The 21,073-nt window shown below is 65.5% G+C and carries 18 protein-coding genes; 9 read left to right on the top strand and 9 right to left on the bottom strand.

Features of this window, described 5'->3' with window-relative positions:
* Nucleotides 1-57 precede the first annotated feature (57 nt).
* The gene (locus U0025_RS15790) at nt 58-1,110 is read right to left on the bottom strand and encodes a Leu/Phe/Val dehydrogenase (RefSeq protein WP_004208391.1); all 1,053 of its coding nucleotides are present in this window, start codon (nt 1,108-1,110) and stop codon (nt 58-60) included.
* Nucleotides 1,111-1,234: 124 nt separating this feature from the next.
* Between U0025_RS15790 and U0025_RS15785 the strand changes: the two genes are divergently transcribed.
* A complete protein-coding gene (locus U0025_RS15785) occupies nt 1,235-1,696 on the top strand; it encodes an Lrp/AsnC family transcriptional regulator (protein WP_004208390.1) in 462 nt (153 codons plus the stop codon).
* A 39-nt stretch (nt 1,697-1,735) separates the two neighbouring features.
* On the opposite strand, the gene U0025_RS15780 is transcribed toward U0025_RS15785, so the two are convergent.
* The 8 genes from U0025_RS15780 to U0025_RS15745 form a co-directional block, all read right to left on the bottom strand.
* On the bottom strand, nt 1,736-3,412 hold the full coding sequence (locus U0025_RS15780; RefSeq protein ID WP_004208389.1) for a M28 family metallopeptidase: 1,677 nt from the start codon (nt 3,410-3,412) through the stop codon (nt 1,736-1,738).
* Nucleotides 3,413-3,563: 151 nt separating this feature from the next.
* On the bottom strand, nt 3,564-5,027 hold the full coding sequence (locus tag U0025_RS15775; protein ID WP_004208388.1) for a GH1 family beta-glucosidase: 1,464 nt from the start codon (nt 5,025-5,027) through the stop codon (nt 3,564-3,566).
* 13 nt (nt 5,028-5,040) lie between these two features.
* Entirely contained in the window at nt 5,041-7,377 is a 2,337-nt protein-coding gene (locus U0025_RS15770) for a glycoside hydrolase family 31 protein (protein ID WP_004208387.1), read from the bottom strand.
* Between the two features lie 23 nt (nt 7,378-7,400).
* Nucleotides 7,401-9,026 (bottom strand): alpha-L-fucosidase, encoded by a 1,626-nt coding sequence (locus U0025_RS15765; RefSeq protein WP_004208386.1) that lies wholly within the window; start codon nt 9,024-9,026, stop codon nt 7,401-7,403.
* Nucleotides 9,026-9,832: an SGNH/GDSL hydrolase family protein gene (locus U0025_RS15760; RefSeq protein ID WP_004208385.1), complete on the bottom strand. Its 807-nt coding sequence runs from the start codon at nt 9,830-9,832 to the stop codon at nt 9,026-9,028. Before U0025_RS15760 ends, U0025_RS15765 begins: the two co-directional genes overlap by 1 nt.
* Nucleotides 9,833-9,840: 8 nt before the next feature.
* Nucleotides 9,841-10,635, bottom strand: a complete 795-nt coding sequence (locus U0025_RS15755) for a GDSL-type esterase/lipase family protein (RefSeq protein WP_004208384.1) — start codon at nt 10,633-10,635, stop codon at nt 9,841-9,843.
* Nucleotides 10,632-11,600 (bottom strand): alpha/beta hydrolase, encoded by a 969-nt coding sequence (locus U0025_RS15750; protein WP_004208383.1) that lies wholly within the window; start codon nt 11,598-11,600, stop codon nt 10,632-10,634. The genes U0025_RS15755 and U0025_RS15750 overlap by 4 nt, the downstream gene beginning before the upstream one ends.
* Nucleotides 11,597-12,388, bottom strand: a complete 792-nt coding sequence (locus tag U0025_RS15745) for an IclR family transcriptional regulator (RefSeq protein ID WP_004208382.1) — start codon at nt 12,386-12,388, stop codon at nt 11,597-11,599. Before U0025_RS15745 ends, U0025_RS15750 begins: the two co-directional genes overlap by 4 nt.
* A 253-nt stretch (nt 12,389-12,641) precedes the next feature.
* Between U0025_RS15745 and U0025_RS15740 the strand changes: the two genes are divergently transcribed.
* The 8 genes from U0025_RS15740 (at nt 12,642) to U0025_RS15705 (ending at nt 21,060) form a co-directional block, all read left to right on the top strand.
* The gene (locus tag U0025_RS15740) at nt 12,642-15,350 is read left to right on the top strand and encodes a TonB-dependent receptor (protein WP_004208381.1); all 2,709 of its coding nucleotides are present in this window, start codon (nt 12,642-12,644) and stop codon (nt 15,348-15,350) included.
* Nucleotides 15,351-15,502: 152 nt separating this feature from the next.
* On the top strand, nt 15,503-16,684 hold the full coding sequence (fucP, locus tag U0025_RS15735) for an L-fucose:H+ symporter permease (protein ID WP_217653174.1): 1,182 nt from the start codon (nt 15,503-15,505) through the stop codon (nt 16,682-16,684).
* Nucleotides 16,681-17,505, top strand: coding sequence for an amidohydrolase family protein (locus U0025_RS15730; protein WP_004208379.1), 825 nt, complete (start codon nt 16,681-16,683; stop codon nt 17,503-17,505). Before fucP ends, U0025_RS15730 begins: the two co-directional genes overlap by 4 nt.
* Nucleotides 17,502-18,485: an aldo/keto reductase gene (locus tag U0025_RS15725; RefSeq protein ID WP_004208378.1), complete on the top strand. Its 984-nt coding sequence runs from the start codon at nt 17,502-17,504 to the stop codon at nt 18,483-18,485. Before U0025_RS15730 ends, U0025_RS15725 begins: the two co-directional genes overlap by 4 nt.
* A complete protein-coding gene (locus U0025_RS15720; RefSeq protein WP_004208377.1) occupies nt 18,478-18,786 on the top strand; it encodes a UxaA family hydrolase in 309 nt (102 codons plus the stop codon). Before U0025_RS15725 ends, U0025_RS15720 begins: the two co-directional genes overlap by 8 nt.
* On the top strand, nt 18,783-19,985 hold the full coding sequence (locus U0025_RS15715) for a UxaA family hydrolase (protein WP_004208376.1): 1,203 nt from the start codon (nt 18,783-18,785) through the stop codon (nt 19,983-19,985). Before U0025_RS15720 ends, U0025_RS15715 begins: the two co-directional genes overlap by 4 nt.
* On the top strand, nt 19,958-20,716 hold the full coding sequence (locus U0025_RS15710) for an SDR family oxidoreductase (RefSeq protein ID WP_080604469.1): 759 nt from the start codon (nt 19,958-19,960) through the stop codon (nt 20,714-20,716). The genes U0025_RS15715 and U0025_RS15710 overlap by 28 nt, the downstream gene beginning before the upstream one ends.
* A complete protein-coding gene (locus U0025_RS15705; protein WP_004208374.1) occupies nt 20,716-21,060 on the top strand; it encodes an L-rhamnose mutarotase in 345 nt (114 codons plus the stop codon). Before U0025_RS15710 ends, U0025_RS15705 begins: the two co-directional genes overlap by 1 nt.
* The last annotated feature ends 13 nt before the right edge of the window (nt 21,061-21,073 follow it).

Below are 21,073 nucleotides of genomic sequence, written 5' to 3'. Positions count from 1 at the left end.
CCGCGCGGCGTCTGAGCGTTTCAAGCCGCTGATGCGCAGCATCATTGCGGCTTGCAATCACGCCGCCTGGCGTTCGGCCTCGCCGATGATGGCCTCGGCCATTTCGTCGGCGACCAGCGCGGGGGAGCGCTCCTCGCGCTTGGCCTGGTCCAGTATCTGGGCGACCCGGCCACCGATCTGGTCGACGCGGGCGGCGACGCTGGCGCGGTCCTCGCCCAGATATTCGGCCGACACGCTGATGATACCACCGGCATTGGCGACATAGTCGGGCACATAGACGATGCCGCGCGCCCGCAGCAACTCCGCCACATCGGGCGTCGCCAGCTGGTTGTTGGCCGCGCCGCAGACCAGGCGCGCCTGCATCGCCGCCACGCTCTGCGGATCGAGCGCGCCGCCCAGGGCGCAGGGGGCAAAGATGTCCGCCTCGACCGCGGCGATGTCGGCCACGTCCACCACATTCGCGTTCAGCACGGCGGCCAGCGTGTTGCGGCGGCGCGGATCGATGTCGGCAATCACCAGACGGGCGCCGGCATCGGCCAGGCGACGGCACAGCGCCGCGCCGACATTGCCGGTGCCCTGCACCGCGACCGTCAGGTCGGACAGTTCGGCGCCCAGCGACTGGCGGGCGGCCGCCTGCATCGCCTCGAACACGCCCAGCGCGGTCCAGGGAGACGGATCGCCGCCGGCCGCGCCCTCGGCGACATCCAGGCCCGCGACATGACGGGTCTGGCTGGCCACCGCCTGCATGTCGGCGACGCTGGTGCCGACATCCTCGGCCGTGACATAGGTGCCACCCAGTTCCTCGACCGCGCGGCCGAACGCCTGGAACAGCGCGACCCGGTCGAACTCGCCTTCGGGCCGGCGCAGCACCGCCTTGGCGCCGCCAAAGGGCAGGCCGGCCATTGCATTCTTGTAGCTCATGCCCTCGGCCAGGCGGCAGGCATCGTCCAGCGCCGCGCCGATGTCGGCATAATGCCAGAAGCGGCAGCCGCCGGCGCCCGGCCCGATCGCGGTGCTGTGGATGGCAATCACGCCGTCCAGCCCGCTGGCGGGATCAAGCAGCCGCACCGACTGCATCGGCGGGTTCAGGCGGGCAGGACGGGAAACCATATTCTTCTCCTCGGGATGATGCCGCCTTATCGCCGGTCGCCAGAGAAGAATCTTGCCTGATTTGAAGCCCGTTATCGCCAATATGAGGATGAATTATCCCCTCATCGACGATATGTAGGAAAATATGATCGAACTCGACCATTTCGAGCGGAAGATTCTCCGCGAATTGCAGCGCGATGCCAGCCAGACCACGGCGGAGATCGCGGACAAGGTCGGGCTGACCCCGTCGCCCTGCTGGCGCCGCATCGACCGGCTGGAAAAGGAAGGGCTGATCCGCAAGCGGGTGGCCTTGCTCGACCGGCGCAAGGTCGGCCTCAATGCCCAGGTCTTCGCTCAGGTAAAGCTCAACGCCCATGGCCGCGCCAATCTGGACGAATTCAGCGCCGCGATCGGCGGCTTTCCCGAAGTGCTGGAGGCGTTCGTGCTGCTCGGCACGATGGACTTCATGCTGCGCATCGTGGCCAAGGATATCGAGGCCTATGAACGCTTCTTCTTCGAACGGCTGAGCAAGCTGCCCGGCGTCCAGGAAATCAACTCGACCGTCGCCCTGTCCGAAATCAAGTCGACCCACGAACTGCCGATATGACATGGCGGCCGGTAGGCACCGGCCGCCACACCTCACATCTTATTTGCGCTGCGCCTGGCTGGCGTCGCGGGCCGCGCGGAATTCGCTGTCGCTCGACCAGTTGGGCCAGTCATGGCCGTCGGCCACGCGGCGACCGACATTGTAGAGCAGGGTCATGTCGCCCTCCCAGCTGCTGGTGTTCCAGCTGTCGTCATACTGGTCGGCCGGCTGGTGATAGCGATCGCGGGTATAGATATCGCCCAGTTCCTTGCCGCGCGCCGCGCCGCCATTCACCAGTTCGCGGCCCGGATTGAACGAGATGGCGGGTACGCCGCGCTTGGCCATCGGGAAATGGTCGGAGCGGTAGAAGCTGCCCGCTTCGGGGCGCGCATCCGGCGTATAATGGCGGCCCAGCTTCTCGCCTTCCTGCGTCAGCAGGGTCAGCAGGTCCAGCTTCGCCGCGCCGGAGATGGAGAAATTGACCGTCTTCTCGGCGGCGAAGGGACCGTCCATGTTGATGACGCCGGCCGTGGTCGCCAGCGGGCGCAGCGGATTGTCGGCATAATATTCCGATCCCAGCAGGCCCTTCTCCTCGGCCGTCACCGCCAGGAACAGCACGCTGCGCTCGGGCTTCGGTCCTTTGGCATAGGCGCGGGCCAGTTCCAGCAGGGCGGCGGTGCCCGACGCATTGTCGCGCGCGCCATTATAGATGGTGTCGCCCTTCGCGTCCGGCGCGCCGATGCCCAGATGGTCCCAGTGCGCGGAATAGATGACGGTCTCGTCGGGATATTTGCTGCCCGGCAGGATGCCCGCGACATTGTGCGAGGTGATGATTTCCGACTTCACCGCATAGTCGGCGCTCATCGTTGCCTTCAGGGGAATGGGCTTGAAGTCCTTCTTGCGCGCGGCGGCCTTGGCCGCCTCGAAATCGACGCCCGACGCGGCCAGCAGCTTGGCGGCCAGATCCTTCTGGATCCAGCCCTCCATCTGGGTGTGGGCGCTCTTGGGATCGGCACGGACGATGTCGAACATGGTGTTGGTGTTGCTGTTCTTGACCGTCGCCCAGCCATAGGATGCCGGCTCGCTTTCATGCACCACCAGCACGCCGGCCGCGCCCTGGCGCGCGGCTTCTTCATATTTGTAGGTCCAGCGGCCATAATAGGTCATCAGCTTGCCGCCGAAATCGCCTTCGCCGCCCTCGAAATCGGGGTCGTTGACCAGCACGACCATGATCTTGCCCTTGAGGTCCACGCCCTTGAAATCGTCCCAGCCGCGCTCGGGCGCCTTCACGCCATAGCCGACGAAGACCAGCGGCAGGTTCGCGAACTTGACCGCCGACTGGCCGGTCTCGGCCGCGCGCACGGCGATTTCCGTGCCCTGGGTCAGCGGCTGGGCCGCGCCCCCCACGGTCATCGACAGGCTGGGCGTGCCGGTGATGTTCGACATGCGCAGCGGCACGTCCTGGAACCAAGTGCCCTTGTCGCCGGCGGGCTTCAGCCCGGCCGCCGCCATCTGCTTGGCAATATAGTCGATCGTCTTGGTCTCGGCGCGGGTCGCCGGGCCACGGCCTTCAAACTCGTCGCTGGCCAGGATCTTGATATCGTTGACGATGCGCGCGACGTCGAACTGCGGCGCGGTCGTGGCCGCCACGGCCAGGACGGAAGCGGACAGCAGCCCGGCACAGGCCAGCGTCCGCCATGCGGCGCGGGAGGCACGGGACAGCGGCGACATCGTCATGGGTAACTCCTTATCTCTCTTGGATATTGCGCGGCGCGAGTCAGCGGCCGGCAATGCGAGGGGATAATGCCCATGCGACGCCATATGTCGATATGGCGTGGAATTTTAGGTCGCCGCCGCCATCCGCAAGGGGACGGCGGCGGCGCTCGGGTCACACAAGCTTGTTGGTGCGCACCAGTTCGCGATACCAGTCGGCGCTGAGCTTGGGCGTGCGCTTCTGGGTCTTGAAGTCGACATGGTGGATGCCGAACAGCTTGGTATAGCCATCCTCCCACTCGAAATTGTCCATCAGGCTCCAGACGAAATAGCCCTTCACCGGCAGCCCCTCGCGGGTCGCGCGCTGCAGGTGGGTGAGGTAATTGCGCAGATACATGACGCGGTCGGTGTCATAGACCTTGCCGTCTTCGGCCAGCTTGTCGTCCGCCGAGCAGCCATTTTCCGAGATGTAGAGGCCCTTGGGCTTCCAGTTCTCGGCTATGGCACGCATCCCCCAATAGATGACCTCCGGCGTGACATAGAGCCAGGGGGAGGGCATGCGCGGTGCCTGGCCCGGATGGGGCAGGATCTTGTAGCCCGACGGCGCAGTTTCGTCGGCGCGAACGGTGTTGCCGGTATAGACATTGACCGACAGGAAATCGAGCGGCGCGCCGATCAGCTTCATGTCGCCTTCCTTGACCACCGGGGCGTCCTTGCCCTGCGCGGTCAGGTAGCTGTCGATATAGCGACCTTCCATGATCGCGGTCAGGAACATGGCGTTCTCCTCGCGCACGGCCTTCTTCACCGCCTCGATATGTTCGGGCGTCTCGATCGCGGGGACATAGATGTTGGGATTGTCGGCAATGCCGACCTGCGTGCCCGACTTGGTCGCGGCGCGGATCGCCTGCACGCCCAGACCATGGGCCAGCACGCCATGGTGGCGCACCTGGTTCACTTCCTTCATCGGCAGCTTCAGGCCCGGCGCCTTGCCACCGGTCATGTAGCTCAAATCGGTGAAGCAGCGCAGTTCGTTGACCGTCATGAAGTGATTGACGCGGTCGCCCAGCTTGCCGGCGGTGTAGCCGGCATAGTCGGCAAAGGCGTAGCTGGTGTCGCGATTCTGCCAGCCGCCCGGCAGGGCATGGGGCAGATCCCAGTGGAACATGGTGACATGCGGGGTGATGCCCGCCGCCAGCAGCCCGTCGACCAGACGGTTATAATAGTCCAGCCCCTTGGCATTGGGCTTGCCCCGGCCATTGGGGAAGATGCGCGACCAGGCGATCGAGAAGCGATAGGCCTTGACCCCCAGCGCCTTGAGCAGGGCGATGTCGTCCTGATAGCGGTTATAGCTGTCGCAGGCGATGTCGCCGGTGTCGCCATTGGCGACCTTGCCGGGCGTGTGAGAAAACACGTCCCAGTTGGTCTGGCCGCGGCCATCGGCGTTCACGGCGCCCTCGATCTGATAGGATGCGGTGGCGCAGCCCCACAGGAAGTCGGCGGGGAAGGCGAGGCTGCCCTGCGGCGCGCCGGCGGCCGCGGCGGCGGCCTGCGCGTTCGCACCAGTGCTGCCGGCCAGGCCCGCGCCCAGCGCGGCGGCACCCAGGCCCAGGCCCAGTTCGCGGCGATTGATACCCGTCATCTTCTTTGTCTCCTTATTGACCGACGATCTGCACCAGACCGCTGATGGCCTGGCCGGTGGGCAGCTTCGTCTTGCTCGTCAGCGTCTTTGCCTTGTCGTCCCAGACCAGTTCGGCCTTCATGCCGCCCTTGCGATAGGCATTGGTCGTGCCGTCATCGTCATAAAGGGTGAAGCGCGCATCGGCACCCGGATAAACCCGGATGCTTTCCAGGGCCTGCTTCTCGGCCGTGCTCTTCACCTGCACGCCCATCGGCACGATCGAACCGGCCTTCACGAACAGCGGCATGCGGTTGATCGGGGCATCCACCTCGATCGTCTGGCCGCCCTCATATTTCTGGTTGGTCCAATAATCATACCAGGCGGTGCCGGCGGGCAGATAGACCGACCGCTTGGTCTGGCCCTGCTTGGTCACCGGGGCGACCAGGAAGGCGGGGCCGAACATATATTGGTCGCCGATATCCGACACCTTGGGATCGTTCGGGAAGTCCATGAACAGGCCGCGCATGAACGGCGCGCCGGTGTCATAGGTGTGGCGGCCCAGCGCATAGATATAGGGGATCAGCGTGTAGCGCAGGCGCAGCCAGTCGGCCAGGATCGGCTCGGCCGCCTTGCCATAGGTCCACAATTCCGTGTCCGGGCGCTGGCCATGGATGCGCAGCGTCGGCGTGAACACACTATACTGGAACCAGCGCACGAACAGTTCGGGATAATCGGTATAGTCCGCACCCGCCGCCGTCATGCCGGCCGGATCGAGCAGCACCGGATGCTGCGCCTTGGGGCCGCTCGGCCACTGCCAGCCGCCAATATCGCTGCCCCAATAGGCCAGGCCCGACGCGGTGAAGTTGAGGCCGGCGGGCACCTGCCGGTCGAGCGCTTCCCAGGTCGACTTGATGTCCGACGACCAGAACAGGCCGCCATTGCGCTGCGAGCCCAGATAGGCGGCGCGCGCCAGGATCATGTTGCGGAAATTGGGGCGGTCGCGCTCCGAGCCTTCGGCCACGCCCGACGTATGCACCAGCGGGAACAGGTTATGATAGCGGTCGCCCGAACCGATCGAGTAGAAATAGCCGTCGGGCACCAGATCCGGCTCGGTCTCGTCCAGCCAGAACCAGTCGAAGCCCTGGCTCGCAATATTGTCGCGCAGCTTGCCCCAGAACCATTCCCGCGCTTGCGGATTGGTGCTGTCGATCAGCGCGCCGGCCCGGTCGGACCGCATCGGCAGGCCATCGACCGGATTGCCGTCCTTGTCCTTCAGGAACCAGCCCTTGGACTTGAGATACTCGAAATAGCGGCCTTCGCGCTCGAACCGCGGCCACACGCTGATGATCGACCGCATGCCCATGGCATTGAGCTGGTCGTTCATCCCCTTGGGGTCGGGATAATAGGTGCGGTCGATGTCGAGCTGGCCCATGCGGGTCCAGTAGAACCAGTCCAGCACCATGATATCGAGCGGCAGATTGCGCTGGCGATAGCCATTGGCGACGTCGAGCAATTCCTTCTGGCTCTCGTAGCGCGCCTTGCTCTGGATCAGGCCGAAACCGGCCTTGGGCGGCAGCGGCGTCGCGCCGGTCAGCTTGGCATAGCCGGCATAGAGGTCATCGGTCGTCTTGCCGGTGATGACGAAGAAGGAGACGCGCTCGCCGACCTGGCTCTGGAAGCGGGTCGAATTGTGCAGGCCCGGCCACACCAGCGTGCGCGCCGGATTGTCCCAGACGATGCCATAGCCCTTGTTGGTGACCAGGAAGGGGACGCAGACGGTCTCGCCGGCCGGCGCGTCATAGCTATGCGAACAGTCGATCTGCTTGCCGCGCAGATCCATATAGCCTTCCTGGTTCTGGCCCAGGCCGTAATAATGCTCGTCCAGCGGCGCGTCGAAGCTGGCGCCGACCTTGAAGGTCTTTTCGCCATTGACGGTCACGGGCGCCATTTCCCAGCCGGTCATCTTGGTGAGGACGGTACCGCTGGCATCCTTCACCGACAGGCTGACCGGCGGCAGGGCCGGGGCGAAATAGCGCTGCATCTGGGTCGGCGCGCCGGGCCAGGGCTGGGCATCGATCGTCAGTGAGATCGCCGAGGAGGTGAAGATATCGCCGCTCGCGTCGCTGCTATGGGTCCAGCCGCTGGCATCGGCCTTGGCATTGGGGCCTTCGCCCGGTGCCGCCTGCGCCAGGTCCGGGTCCATCGCGATGGTGACGCGCACGATATTGGGGGCATAGGGTTCGATCGCGACCCGGCTGCCATTGCGATCCAGCAGCGCCATCGGTGCGGCCAGTGCCGGTGCGGCGATGGCGATGCAGGATGCACCCAATGCGATCCCCGCCAGTCTTGCCTTGAAGCCCTTTGCGATCATCCCAGTCATTCCCTGTACTTGCATTAAACCAGACCCCGGCCGTCGATGCGGACGGCGGGGACGAAATCGATGCCGTGCGGCATGGTGAAGTGGAGGCCCGCGCCATCCTGACGGAAGGCAAGCTGGCCGCCGCCGAGCAGCGTTACCCGCTCGATTGTGCCAGTCCCTTGGCCGCGCGCCAGTGAGCGGATGGTCGTAGATCCGGCCGGCTTGCCCAGGAACAGCGCATAGAGCGCGCCCTTGTTGGTGGTGAAGCGGATGTCCTGCGCGGTGAAGGGCTTGGCCTTCTCCTCATTCTGCATGCCCACGATCGCCTGGGTCGGCCCTTCGCCATAGCGCTTCCACGGCCGCGAACCGAAGATCGCCTCGCCGCCATGCACCATCCATCCGGCCATCGCGTCCAGTATCTTCTCCGCCTCGCTGTCGATCGAGCCGTCGCCGGGCTGCGGAATGGACAGCATCAGATTGCCGTTCTTCGACACGACATCGGCCAGCCGCTGGATCACCTGTTCGGCGCTCTTGTAGCTTTTGTCGGTCAGTCGGGCGATATTGTAGAACCAGTCGCCGATGCAGGTGTCGGTCTGCCAGGGCTCGTCCCAGATATGGTCGGTATAGCCGCGCTCGACATCCTGGACGATGCCGAACCGGGCGTAGGGCTTGAGCTGCTTTCCGGTCATGACCACGTCGATCTTGCCGTGCCATTCGATCGAGCGGTTATAATAGTCCGCTGCCGCTTCCAGCCCTACCGGGCCGAAGGGCAGTTCATGATCGTCCATATAGACCATGTCGGGCTTGTATTTCGCGACCAGGTCGGTCTGGCGCAGCAGCCAGCGGGTGACATAGGCCGGGTCGTCCTTCGGCCCGGTCTCGATCCACTGGCCGTTATGGACGTCGTGCCACTTGTCCATCGCCTCGATCGTGTCGATGCCGTCGGGCAGCACGGCATGGCCGCCGGTATAGAGTTCGCGCGGGTCGAGGCCGTCCCACCATTGGCCCTTGCCGTCTTCCTTGCGCAGCCGGAACGCGTCGTAGCGCACGCCCTTTTGCGGGCCGACCGGATCATAGCCATAGGCGGGCTGATACCAGTGCCAGGCATGGGCGGCATGGTTCGACACGCCGAATTTCAGGCCGGCCTTGCGCGCCGCCTTTTCCCAGATGCCGACGATGTCCTTCTTCGGCCCGACGCGCAGGCTGTTCCAGGCGTGATAGCGGCTGTCATAGCAATCGAGATTGTCGTGATGGCAGGCCAGCGCCATGAAATATTTGGCGCCGGCCTTCTGATATTTGGCCATCAGCGCATCGGGATCCCACTTGTCGGCGGTCCAGAGATTCTGGATGTCCTTCATCCCCGCGACCGACGGATGGCCGTAGGTTTTGAGGTGATGTTCGTACATCGGGTGGCCCTGCATATACATGAAGCGGCCATACCAGTCGCCCTGCGCCGGCACCGATTGCGGCCCCCAGTGCGACCACATGCCCAGCTTCGCGTCGCGGAACCAGTCGGGATAGCGGTAATTGTCGACCAGCGAGGGCCAGCTTGCCTGCACCGGGCCCTTGGCGGTGCCCATCGGGCTAGCCGCGCGGGCGGCATTGGCCAGGCCCAGCGCAGCCGCGCCCGCCAGGAAGGAACGGCGTCCGAAATCCTGCATCACTTGGCTCCTAATGTCTTGGCGATCGCGGCCTCGGCCAGCGGACGCATGATGGCATAGCCTTCCTTGGTCGGATGGACGCCGTCGCTCGACAGGCCCGGCTTCATCGCGCCATCGGGCTGCGCCATCGCCTTGTGATAGTCGACGAAGGTGAACCCATTGGCGCGGGCATAGTCGGCCAGCCATGTGTTGATCGCGGCGACCTGCGGCGCGGGCGTCATGCCGGGGCTCCAGGGGAAAGCGGCGGCGGGCGGCACGGAGGCGATGATAACCTTGATGCCGTGCGCGCGGGCCAGGTCGGCCATGGTCTGGATATTGCCCAGCACCGTCTCCATCGTCGCCGCGCCGGTATTGCCGGCGATGTCGTTGGTCATCGCCATGATGTGGACCGCCTGCGGCTTCAGCGCGATCACGTCATTGCGGAAGCGCACCAGCATCTGCTGCGTCGTCTGGCCGCTGATGCCGCGATCGACCAGCCCGTTCTGGAACATGGTCGGGTCCAGGTTGATCCAGTTGTCGGTGATGGAATCGCCCATGAAGACGACGCGGACCTTTTGCCCTTCGATCGCCTTGTTGGCGGCGGCATAGCGGCAGAGTTGCCCGAAATCGCGGGTCAGCATGTGCAGGTTCCACAGCTTCCAGCCAGCCTCGTCGCTCGGCTTTTCATGGGTGGGGCAGGGATCGGCGACGATGCCGACCGGATCATCGGCATGCGGATCGCCCGGCACCTTGGTTTCGGCGAGGGCCGGCACGGCCAGTGCCATCGCGCAGGCAGCGGCGAGAAGGGGGGCGGTGAAACGCAGCATCGTCGTCCTCATTTCCTTGTTCCTAGTGCCTGCGCGATCGCCCTGGCCGCGATCGGCGCCATCACGGCATAGCCATTGTCCAGCGGATGCACGCCGTCTTGGGTATAGGCGGCGGCCATCAGGCCATTCTGGTCGACCATCGCGGCATGATAATCGGCAAAGACATGGCCGTGCTGCGCGCAATAGGCACGCAGCCACTGGTTGAGCGCCACCAGTTCGGCCGGCTTGCGCTCCGCCACGACATCCTTCGCTGCATCCGTGTAGTTGTTGACTGGCAGGATCGATCCGAACACGACCTTGATATGATGGGCGGTGGCGATGTCGGCCATCGCTTCCCAATTGGCCTCGATCTGCTCGGGGCTTTCCTGTTGCAGGAAGCCCTGGACATCATTGATGCCGGACAGGATCACCACGACCTTCGGTTTCAGCGCCACGACATCCTGATGGAAGCGCAGCAGCATCTGCGCCGTCACCTGGCTGCCGATGCCGCGATTGACATAGGGCTTGCCGGGGAAGCTGGCGGCCAGGTTCCAGCGATCGGTAATGGAATCGCCCAGAAAGACGACGCGCTGCTCGCCCGGCTTTGGCGCGGGCAGGGCGGCATTGGCCGGGGCGTAGAGATAGCGTTCGCCAAAATCCTGCATCAGGCTGGGCACCAGCTTGGCGCGGAACGGGCCGAGCCATGGCCCCCAATCCTTTTCCGCGACGGTGCGCCGTTCGGGCGAGCTTTGATAGGAGACCGGTGCCGCGGACGCAGTGCTGGCGACAAGCGCGAGCAGGCCTATCGACAGCGCTGTCTTCATTGCGCCAGCAATCCCTGCTTGGCGGCGAATGTCATGAACAGGCCGGGCCAGGCCGACGCCTGCATCGTCCTGGGCAGGCGCGTGCCGAAACCATGGCCGCCATCCTCGAAGATATGGAGCGCGACCGGGCGCCTGGCGACTTCCATCGCCTGGAACAGGGCGATGCTGTTGGCCGGCGGCACCAGCCCGTCGTCGCTGGCATGGACCAGGAAGATGGGCGACGTGTCGGCGTCCACCCGCATCTCCACCGATCGCGCCCGGCGCATATCGGCGCTGGCGCCTTCACCCAGCAGCATGTCGCGCGACCCGCCATGGGTGAAGGGCGCGTCCAGGCTGACCACCGGATAGATGAGGCCGGCGACATCGGGACGCGCGCTTTCCCGATCGGCGGCATCGACCGGGGCATAGACGCGCTCGCCATGGCGCGTCGCCAGCGACCCGGCCAGATGGCCGCCGGCCGAAAAGCCGAGCACGCCGATGCGGCCCTTGTCGACAGCGAAGTTGACGGCCCGCGCGCGGATCAGCCGCATCGCGCGCTGGGCATCCTGCAACGGCACATCCTGCCGCTGCGCCCAGCCTTCGCCCGGCAGGCGATAGAGCAGGATGAAGGCGGTGATGCCCCGTTCGTTGAGCCAGGCGGCCTGGCTCGTGCCCTCATTGTCATAGGACAGGAAGCCATAGCCGCCGCCCGGCACTACCAGCATCGCCCCGCCATTGGGGCGGGCAGGGCGGCGCACCACCAGCACGGGGCGGGCGATCCCCGTCACCCAGCGATCCGGCTTGGCCGGGTCTTTCGACTGGTCGTCGATCTTGCGGACGATCCGCGCGCGCGTGTCGCCGGGCGGCGGGCCGGGCCATAGTTCGATCACCTCGTCGGCCGTCGTCGTCTGCGCGGCGGCAAGGCCGGGCAGGGCGGCAAGGCCGGCGGCGGCGATCAGCGCGCTGCGGCGATCCAGCAGGGTCATTGCTCTTCCTCCATGGCGGTGGCGCGGGACGGCGCATCCTTGATCGGCGACATGGCCGCGCCGATCGCCTGCGCGGCGGCGCGCACCAGATCATTGCACTGCTCGATGCTCGCCCGGTTGGCGGCGCCGTCGACAAAGGGCATGGTCAGCGATGCGCGGGCGATCCCGCCGACCAGGATCGGCGCCGACAGGTCGGTGATGCCGGTCAGCATCGGGCTGGGCGACACCGCGCCGCCCGCCGCGACGGCGGCGTCCAGCCGCGCGACCAGATCGCCTTCCTCCAATTGCGGATCGCTGGCCCGGATGTCCTTCAGCATCGCCTCGCGATTTTCGGGCGACTGGAAGGCGAGCAGGATGCGGCCGGAATTGGAACGGTGCAGCGGCCGGCGATAGCCCACGCGCACGGCAAAGCCGGATAGGCCCGGCGCCTCGATCGCGATGATGACGACCATTTCCGCGCCCGACACCACCGCCATGTGACAGCTTTGCCCGGCCTGGCGCGCCAGTTCCTGCATCACCGGCAGGGCGGTCGAGGCAAGGTCGCGAATCGGCGGCTGGCTCATGCCCAGGGTGAACAGCCGGTTGGTCAGGCGATAGCCATCCTCGGCGCGGGCGATATAGCCATGTTCCTCCAGCACCTGGAGCATGCGGAAAATCTCGCTGACCGACCGGCCTAGCGCGGCAGAGATGTCGGACATGATCAGCGGCTCGCTGGAACCGGCCAGAAGCTCCAGAATTTCCAGCCCTTTCTTCAGGGCCGGCGCTTGGTAGCGCGCCTTGCCTTCCATCCCGATCCCCTCACCAATCGGGCGCTATCTCGCCTTTGGTAGCGCCATCATCTGTTGGTCCTTCCCTACACACCATCTACAGGTGAAATCAATTTTTATATTTCACAAATTGGAAACGGAGAGTAATAGGGCGCCGCGTTGGTATCGCTCCCAATAGGGAAATATCACGGCAGGGGAATATGTTTTGCCGCGGCATCGCGGCGCCGAATCGATCAGTGCTCCGACCAGGGGCCAGGGGAGAGGAAGGGACCAAATGTTCAAGAATTTTAACGTGCCGTCGCGTGCGGAATTGCTCGCCGGTATCTCGCTCGCCAGCGTCATGCTGGGGTGCAGCGTGCAGGCACACGCCCAGGATGTGGCTGCGGAACAGTCGAGCGATGCTCCTGCGTCCGAAGATGGCATCGTTGTCACCGGTGTCCGCGCCAGCCTTTCCAGCGCCCAGTCGATCAAGCGCAACAGCGACGTGATCGTCGACTCCATCGTCGCCGAAGACATTGGCAAGCTGCCCGACCGGAACGTCGCCGAAGCGCTGCAGCGCATCACCGGCATCCAGGTCCAGCGCCAATATGGCGAAGGCAGCTCGGTCGCGATCCGCGGCCTGACCCAGGTCCGCACCGAACTCAACGGCCGCGACATCTTCACCGCCTCGGGCGCCAACCAGCTGAACCTGGAAGACATCCCGTCCGAACTGCTGTCGGGCATCGATGTCTATAAGAACCCGTCGGCCGACCTGATCGAGGACCAGCTGTCGGGCACGATCAACTTCCGCACCCGCAAGCCGTTCGACTTCGATGGTCTGAAGGTCGCCGCCACCGCGACCCAGAGCTATTTCGACCTGACCGACAAGTTCAAGCCCTCGGCTTCGCTGATGGTCAGCGACCGCTGGGACACCGGCATCGGTGAAATCGGCATCCTCGCCAGCGTCTCCTTCCAGAAGACCGCCTTCCGTCAGGACACGATCTCGACCGAGCCCTTCTACACGCTCGATCCGACCAACGCGACCGACGCCGAAGTGCTGGCGAGCCTGGGCCGCACCGGCCAGACCACGACCCTGCCGCATGGTACCGGTATCGGCGAAGTCTATGGCGATCGTCGTCGCCTCGGCACCGATGTCGCGCTCCAGTGGCGCCCCAGCGACACGCTGGAGCTGACCGCCGAAGTCTTCCGTTCGGACTATAAGTTCCGTTTCGACGACTATAGCTTCTTCGCCTACAGCTCGGGCAGCGCGATCATCCCGCAGCCCGGCGCGGCCTTCACCTATGCCGACAATGGCGATTTCGAGAGCGGCACCTTCATCGACGTGCCGGTCGGCAACAACACCAGCGCCCAGACCCGTCATTCGACCACGACGGACTATTCGCTGAACCTGAAGTGGAAGCCGGTCGACAATCTGACGATCACCGCCGACGGCCAGTATGTCGATGCCAAGACCAAGAATCTGCGCTCGATCTTCGGCCTGAACGGCGTTGCCGACACCCTCTATCAGGATATTTCCGGTTCGGTCCCGGTCGTGAACATCGGTTCGGAAACCGGCCTCACCAACCCGGCGACCTACACCAGCGCCTTCTATCTCGATAACCTCAATGAATCGAAGGCGTCGGACAAGACCGCGCGCCTCGACGCCGAATATCGCTTCGATGCCGGCATCCTGTCGTCGATCAAGGCCGGCTTCCGCTACGCCGACCGCAAGAACCGCACGATCGACACCGGCTATCGCTATACCGGCCTGTCGGGCATCCCCAGCGAACTGGAAACGGTTGATCTGGGCGACTTCTTCCGCGGCGACGCCGACCTGTTCGGCAACATCATCGCCTTCAACCGCGGCATCATCCGCAATTATCAGAACACGCTCGACACGCTGGGCATCGCCAGCGCGCCGGCCTATACCCAGAGCGGCACGAACCAGCAGCGGCAGAAGACCTTCACCGGCTATGCCACCGCCTTCTTCAAGGCCGATCCGATCGACGGCAATATCGGCGTCCGCGTGGTCCGCACCAATCTCGACGTGTCGGGCTATTATCAGCAGACCCCGATCGTGCTGGACGAAAATGGCAATGAAGTCAGCGGCCCGACCGTGTTCAACCCGATCGCCGTGTCGCAGGATTATACCTCGGTCCTGCCGAGCCTGAACCTGCGCGTCCACCTGACCGACAATCTGCAGCTGCGTTTTGCCGCCGCGAAGAACATCTCGCGTCCGACCTTCACGCAGCTCAACCCCAGCCTGACGATCAGCGAACCGGGCGCCGCGCAGCAGGATCAGATCCACACGGCCAGCGGCGGCAATCCGTATCTGAAGCCGATGAAGTCGGACAATCTGGATGCCACGGTGGAATGGTATTTCTCGCGGACCGGCTCGCTGACCGCAGCGGCCTTCTACAAGAATATCAAGAACTACATCCAGACTGCCGTGTCCTATCGCGACGTGACCTTCGACAATGGCAACAGCTATGAATATGAAGTGACGTCCTACAACAATGTCGCCAAGGGCAAGGTGAAGGGCTTCGAACTCGCCTATCAGCAGTTCTTCGACTTCCTGCCCGGTCCGTTCGACGGTCTCGGCATGCAGGCGAACTTCACCTATGTGGACTCGCAGGCGCCGTCGCCCGCCACCAGCGGCCCGGTCACCAACGTTCCGCTCGAACTGCTGTCGAAATATAATTACAACATCGTCGGCATCTACGAGAAGGGCGGCCTGTCGGCCCGCGTCGCCTATAACTGGCGCAGCAAATATGTCGTGACCACGGCGGGCAACGGCACCGGCAGCCTGCCGGTGTTCAACAAGCCCTTCGGTCAGCTCGATGCGTCGATCAGCTACAATGTGACGCCGCAGTTCGCGCTGGCGCTGGACGGCACCAACCTGACCAACACCCGTCGTGCGACCTATTTCGGCATCGACAGCCGTCCGCGTGACGTGGTGGTCAATGACCGTCGCATCAGCCTGACGGCCCGGATCAGCTACTGATCCGCATGGGAGGCGTATAACCTCCCCCGACTGCGCAGGCCCGATCCCAACAGGGACGGGCCTGCCATGTTCGCCAATAGAGAGGATGGGTGATGCAGGCAGATGCCAGGGTAGACAGACAGGAAGATAGCGGCGCCACAAAGATGGCGGTCATGCTGACGATCGGCCTCTTCTTCCTCTGGGGCCTTGCCAATAATCTCAACGACGTGCTGATCGCCCATTTCCGGCACGCCTTCGCCCTTTCGGACTTCGCCTCGGGCCTGGTCCAGTCGGCCTTTTATCTGGGCTATTTCTGCTTCGCCATTCCTGCCGCGCTGACGGCGCAGCGCTTCGGCTACAAGGCGACGGTGATCCTGGGCCTGCTGCTGTTTGCGCTCGGCGCCTTGCTGTTCCTGCCGGCCTCCGCCGCGGTCAGCTATCCCTTCTTCCTGTTCGCCCTGTTCGTGATCGCCAGTGGCCTGGCTTTCCTCGAAACCGCCGCCAATCCGATGGTTGCGGTGCTGGGTGATGCCGCCGGCGCCGCCCGCCGCCTCAATCTCGCCCAGGCATTCAATCCGCTCGGCTCGATCACCGGCGTGGCGCTCGGCGCAACGCTGATCCTGTCCGATGCCCCGGCACAGGGCGCCGCTGCCGCCTCGGCCGTGCGCCTGCCCTATCTGCTGATCGCGCTGGTCGTGCTGGCCTGGGCGGCCTTGCTCGCGCGAACACCCTTCCCGAAGGCGGCGGTGGAGGGCCATGCCGGCGCCGCCTCGCCGCTGGCCGGCTATCGCCAGTTGCTGCGTCGTCCGCGCTATCTGGCCGGGGTTGCCGCCCAATTCTTCTATGTCGGCGCCCAGGTCGGCATCTGGAGCTATCTCATCCGCTATGCGCAGGCGGCGCTGCCGGGCATCACCGCCCAGCATGCCGCCTGGCTGCTGACCCTGTCGCTCGGCCTGTTCATGGCCGGCCGTTTTGCCGGCGCGGCGCTGCTCTCCCGCTTCGATGGTGCGCGGCTGATGCGGCTGTTCGCGCTCGTCAATCTCGGCCTCGCGCTGGTCGGCTCGGTCTGGCTCGGCCTGCCCGGCGTCGTCGCGCTGGTGGCCGCCAGCTTCTTCATGTCGATCATGTATCCGACCATCTTCGTCCTCTCGCTCGACGGCCTCGGTCCGCTGACCAAGCCGGGCGCGTCAATGATCGTCATGGCCATCATCGGCGGCGCGGTGCTGACCGCGCTGATGGGCCTGATTTCCGACATGGCCGGCACGATCAACGCCGCAATGGTGGTGCCCGCACTCTGCTTCCTGGTGGTCGCGGCCTATGCCCATCGCATGCGTGGCAAGGGCGGGGTGGCATGATCGACGCCCATGTCCATCTCTGGCAGCTCGGCCGCAACGACTGCAGCTGGCCCGGCGCCGACCTGCCGGCGATCCATCGCGACTATGGGCTGGCTGATCTGCTCGCGCGGCTCGATGCCAATAAGGTCGACGCCGCGATCCTGGTGCAGAGCCAGGAATCGGACGCCGACACCCATTGGCTGCTCTCGCTGGCGGCCGAAACCGATCGCATCGCCGGCGTCGTCGGCTGGGTCGATCTTACAGGAGACGTCGCCGCTCGCGTCGCCGCGATGCAGGTCGCCGGGCCGCTGGTCGGCATCCGTCCGATGATGCAGGGCCGCGCACCCGACTGTTTCGACGATCCGGAACTGGCACCCGGCTTCGCGGCACTGGCCCGGCATGGCCTGGTGCTCGACGCACTGGTGCGGCCGCAGCATCTCGTCTCGCTCGCCCGGCTGGCCCGGCGCCAGCCCGACCTCAGCATCATCATCGACCATGCCGCCAAGCCTTTGGTGGGCGATACTATCCCGGCCGACTGGCACGCCGCCATGGCCGATCTCGCCGCCTGCCCCAATGTCGCGTGCAAGCTGTCGGGCCTGCTCACCGAATTGGCGCCGGGGGCAGGGGAGGGCGCGGCCGCCCCCTTCATCGCCGAACTGGTCGCCCTGTTCGGCCCGGATCGCCTGCTCTGGGGCAGCGACTGGCCGGTGCTGACGCTCGCGTCCGACTATGCCGCCTGGCTCGACCTCGCCTGCGCCTCGGTGCCGGTCGCGGCGCATCGCGCCATCTTCGCCGACAATGCTGCACGCCTCTATCGCGTCACGCAGGGAGCCGCCGCATGATCGATTTCCCGACCCTGGGCATGGGCACCGCGCCCATCGGCAATCTCTATCGCGTCGTCAGCGATGCGGAGGCGCGCGCCACCCTCGACGCCGCCTTCGCCGCCGGCATCGCCTATTTCGACACCGCCCCCCATTATGGCTTTGGCCTTGCCGAAAGGCGGCTCGGCGCGGCACTCGCTGAGCATGACCCGCAGGGCAGGGCGCGGGTCTCGACCAAGGTCGGCCGCCTGCTGCGGCCCACCGATGCGCAGGGCGAACGCCATGGCTTCGTCGATGCCGACCCGTTCGAGCCGCATTTCGATTATGGCCATGACGCCGTGCTGCGGTCCTTCGAGAGCAGCCAGAAGCGCCTGCGCCGCGACCGCATCGACCTGCTGCTCGCTCATGATATCGGCCGCCTGACCCATGGCGACGCGCATGATGATCATCTCGCCGCCTTCCTCGACGGCGGCTATCGGGCGATGCGCGACCTCAAGGATGCGGGCGCGATCGGGGCGATCGGCATCGGCGTCAACGAGGTCGCGATCTGCCATGACCTGCTCGACCGGGTGGAACTGGACGCGATCCTGATCGCCGGCCGCTACACCTTGCTCGATCGCGGCGCGGAGGAACTGCTCGACCGCTGCGCCAGCGCCGATGTGCAGGTCATCGTCGGCGGCCCCTATAATAGCGGTATCCTCGCCCGCGATCTCAGCGGCCCGCTCCATTTCGACTATGCCGCCCCGGACGCGGCGATCCTCGCCCGCGCCCAGGCCATGGCGGCGCTCTGCCGCGAAGCCGGCGTCGCGCTGCCCGCCGCCGCGCTGCAATTTCCGCTGCGCCATCCGCAGGTCATGGCCGTGATCCCCGGCCTGGTCGGCGCGGATCAGGTCCATGACACGATCGCCCGCCTGGGCGCCTCCATTCCAGCCACGCTCTGGCCGGCGCTCGACGCCGCCGCCCGTGCCCATCCTCTTGCCAAGGCCCACAGCCATGCTTGAACATGACAGCCGCCTCATCCTGCTGCACCCTAACGACAATGTGCTGATCTGCGTCAGCGCGATCGAGGCGGGCGATATCCTTCCCGTCGCCGGTGGCACCATCCCCGCGCGCGAAGGCATCGCGATCGGCCACAAGATCGCCCGCGTGGCGCTGGCGCAGGGCGACAAGGTCATCAAATATGGCGCGCCGATCGGCTCGATGACTGCGCCGGTCGTCGCCGGCCAATGGGTCCATATGCACAATATGAAGAGCGATTATATCAGCAGCCACACCCGCACCGCGCTGGAGCAGGGCGCATGATCCAGGGCTGGCTCCGTTCCGACGGGCGCAAGGGCATCCGCAATGTCGTCGCCGTCGCCTATCTGGTCGAATGCGCGCACCATGTCGCGCGCCGCATCGTCGACAAGGCCGATGATCCCGATGTCCAGCTGATCGGCTTCCCCGGCTGCTATCCCAACGCCTATGCCGCCAAGGTGATGGAGGCGATCGCCACCCATCCCAATGTCGGCGGCCTCGTCATCGTTTCGCTCGGCTGCGAAAGCTTCAACCGAGAAAAGCTGCGCGCCGTCGTGGAGGCCAGCGGCCGTCCGGCCGAACTGCTGGTGATCCAGGAAAAGGGCGGCACCGCCGCCACCATCGCCGCCGGGCTGGAAGCGGTCGATCGGGTGCGGGCACAGATCGCGTCGGTCGAGCGCGTGCCGATGAGCGTCGAGGAACTGGTCGTCGCCACCATCTGCGGCGGGTCGGACGGCACCAGCGGCATCACCGCCAATCCGGCGGTCGGCCGCGCCTTCGACCGGCTGGTGGCGGAGGGGGCGGCCTGCATCTTCGAGGAGACCGGCGAACTGGTCGGCTGCGAGAAGATCATGGCTGACCGCGCCGCCACGCCCGAACTCGCCGCCGCGATCGAGGCCTGCGTGCAGAAGGCGGAGGCCTATTATACCGTCATGGGCTTTGGCAGCTTCGCGCCGGGCAATGCCGAAGGCGGCCTCACCACCCAGGAGGAAAAATCCATGGGCGCCTACAGCAAGTCGGGCAGCTCGCGGATCGACGGCATATTGAAGCCGGGCGATATCCCGCCAATGGGCGGCCTCTATCTGCTCGACGTCGTGCCCGATGGCGAGCCGCGCTTCGGCTTCCCCAATATCTCCGACAATGCCGAGATCGTCGAGCTGATCGCCTGTGGCGCGCATGTCACCCTGTTCACCACCGGGCGCGGATCGGTGGTCGGATCGGCGATCTCGCCGGTCATCAAGATCTGCGCCAATCCCGAAACCGGCCGCCGCCTGGCCGCCGACATGGACGTCAATGCCGGCCGCATCCTGGAGGGGGAAGCGACCCTCGATCAGGTCGGCCAGGAAATCTATGATGCCATCCTCGCCGTGGCGGCGGGCGAGCGCAGCCTTTCCGAACAACTGGGCCATCAGGAGTTTATTTTGACCTACAAGGCTTTCGATCCCATCGGTCCCGAATGTCTGCCGATGGTGGCGCGCGCATGAGCGCCGGCCGTCTCGCCGGCAAGACCGCGCTCATCACCGCCGCCGCCCGCGGCATCGGCCGCGCCTCGGTCGAGCGTTTCGTGGCGGAAGGCGCCCGCGTCTTCGCCACCGACCGCGATCTCGATGCGCTCGACGGGCTGGAGGGCTGCGAGCGCCTTGCCCTCGATGTCACCGACGGCGCCGCCGTGCGCGCTTTGGCCGCAGACATCGGCCCGATCGACATCCTCGCCAACATTGCCGGCGTCGTCCATGCCGGCAATATCCTCGAATGCAGCCAGTCCGACTGGGACTTTGCCGTCGCGCTCAACATGACCGCCCAATATCACACCATTTCGGCCTTCCTGCCGGGCATGGTGGAAAAGGGCGCGGGCGCGATCGTCAACATGTCCTCCATCGCCAGCTCGGTGAAGGGCATCCCCAACCGCTTCGCCTATGGCGCGACCAAGGCGGGCGTGATCGGCCTGACCAAGGCGGTCGCCGCCGATTTCGTCGGGCAGGGCATTCGCTGCAACTGCATCTGTCCCGGCACCGTCGACACCCCCTCGCTGCAGCAGCGTCTGCACGACACCGGCGATTATGAAGCCGCCCAGACCGCCTTCGTCGCGCGCCAGCCGATGGGACGCCTCGGCAAGGCCGAGGAGATTGCCGGTCTGGTCCTCTATCTCGCCAGCGACGACGCGGCGTTCACCACCGGCGCGGTCCATGTGATCGACGGCGGCTGGGTGATGTGATGCGTCATGTATTGCTGATCGACCTCGCCGACGATGAAGCCGCCATCGCCCAATATGAGGCATGGCATGCGTCCGGCGCGCTGCCGCCGGCCATCGGCGCCAGCATCCGCGCTGCCGATGTCCGGGGGATGGACATCTATCGCAGCGGCAACCGGCTGGTCATGCTGATGGAGACCGGCCCGGATTTCGACCCGGCGGCCAAGGCGGCGGCCGACGCCGCCGATCCGGCGGTGCAGGCCTGGGAAGCGCAGATGGACGGCGTCCAGCGGCCATTGCCCTGGTCCGTCCCCGGCGCCAAATGGACCGCCGCCACCCGCATATTTTCCCTAGACGAACAGCCCTGAGAGACCCGATCTG

This window comes from Sphingobium yanoikuyae (assembly GCF_034424525.1).
Taxonomy (GTDB): domain Bacteria; phylum Pseudomonadota; class Alphaproteobacteria; order Sphingomonadales; family Sphingomonadaceae; genus Sphingobium; species Sphingobium yanoikuyae.
Note: the sequence above shows the minus strand (reverse complement) of the source record. Positions and strands in the feature narration are given on the sequence as shown.

Bases quoted from the DNA above. Each gene is read 5' to 3' on its own strand.
- U0025_RS15790 (WP_004208391.1), bottom strand. From the start codon at position 1,110: ATGGTTTCCCGTCCTGCCCGCCTGAACCCGCCGATGCAGTCGGTGCGG.
- U0025_RS15785 (WP_004208390.1), top strand. From the start codon at position 1,235: ATGATCGAACTCGACCATTTCGAGCGGAAGATTCTCCGCGAATTGCAG.
- U0025_RS15780 (WP_004208389.1), bottom strand. From the start codon at position 3,412: ATGACGATGTCGCCGCTGTCCCGTGCCTCCCGCGCCGCATGGCGGACG.
- U0025_RS15775 (WP_004208388.1), bottom strand. From the start codon at position 5,027: ATGACGGGTATCAATCGCCGCGAACTGGGCCTGGGCCTGGGTGCCGCC.
- U0025_RS15770 (WP_004208387.1), bottom strand. From the start codon at position 7,377: ATGATCGCAAAGGGCTTCAAGGCAAGACTGGCGGGGATCGCATTGGGT.
- U0025_RS15765 (WP_004208386.1), bottom strand. From the start codon at position 9,026: ATGCAGGATTTCGGACGCCGTTCCTTCCTGGCGGGCGCGGCTGCGCTG.
- U0025_RS15760 (WP_004208385.1), bottom strand. From the start codon at position 9,832: ATGCTGCGTTTCACCGCCCCCCTTCTCGCCGCTGCCTGCGCGATGGCA.
- U0025_RS15755 (WP_004208384.1), bottom strand. From the start codon at position 10,635: ATGAAGACAGCGCTGTCGATAGGCCTGCTCGCGCTTGTCGCCAGCACT.
- U0025_RS15750 (WP_004208383.1), bottom strand. From the start codon at position 11,600: ATGACCCTGCTGGATCGCCGCAGCGCGCTGATCGCCGCCGCCGGCCTT.
- U0025_RS15745 (WP_004208382.1), bottom strand. From the start codon at position 12,388: ATGGAAGGCAAGGCGCGCTACCAAGCGCCGGCCCTGAAGAAAGGGCTG.
- U0025_RS15740 (WP_004208381.1), top strand. From the start codon at position 12,642: ATGTTCAAGAATTTTAACGTGCCGTCGCGTGCGGAATTGCTCGCCGGT.
- fucP (WP_217653174.1), top strand. From the start codon at position 15,503: ATGCTGACGATCGGCCTCTTCTTCCTCTGGGGCCTTGCCAATAATCTC.
- U0025_RS15730 (WP_004208379.1), top strand. From the start codon at position 16,681: ATGATCGACGCCCATGTCCATCTCTGGCAGCTCGGCCGCAACGACTGC.
- U0025_RS15725 (WP_004208378.1), top strand. From the start codon at position 17,502: ATGATCGATTTCCCGACCCTGGGCATGGGCACCGCGCCCATCGGCAAT.
- U0025_RS15720 (WP_004208377.1), top strand. From the start codon at position 18,478: ATGCTTGAACATGACAGCCGCCTCATCCTGCTGCACCCTAACGACAAT.
- U0025_RS15715 (WP_004208376.1), top strand. From the start codon at position 18,783: ATGATCCAGGGCTGGCTCCGTTCCGACGGGCGCAAGGGCATCCGCAAT.
- U0025_RS15710 (WP_080604469.1), top strand. From the start codon at position 19,958: ATGTCTGCCGATGGTGGCGCGCGCATGAGCGCCGGCCGTCTCGCCGGC.
- U0025_RS15705 (WP_004208374.1), top strand. From the start codon at position 20,716: ATGCGTCATGTATTGCTGATCGACCTCGCCGACGATGAAGCCGCCATC.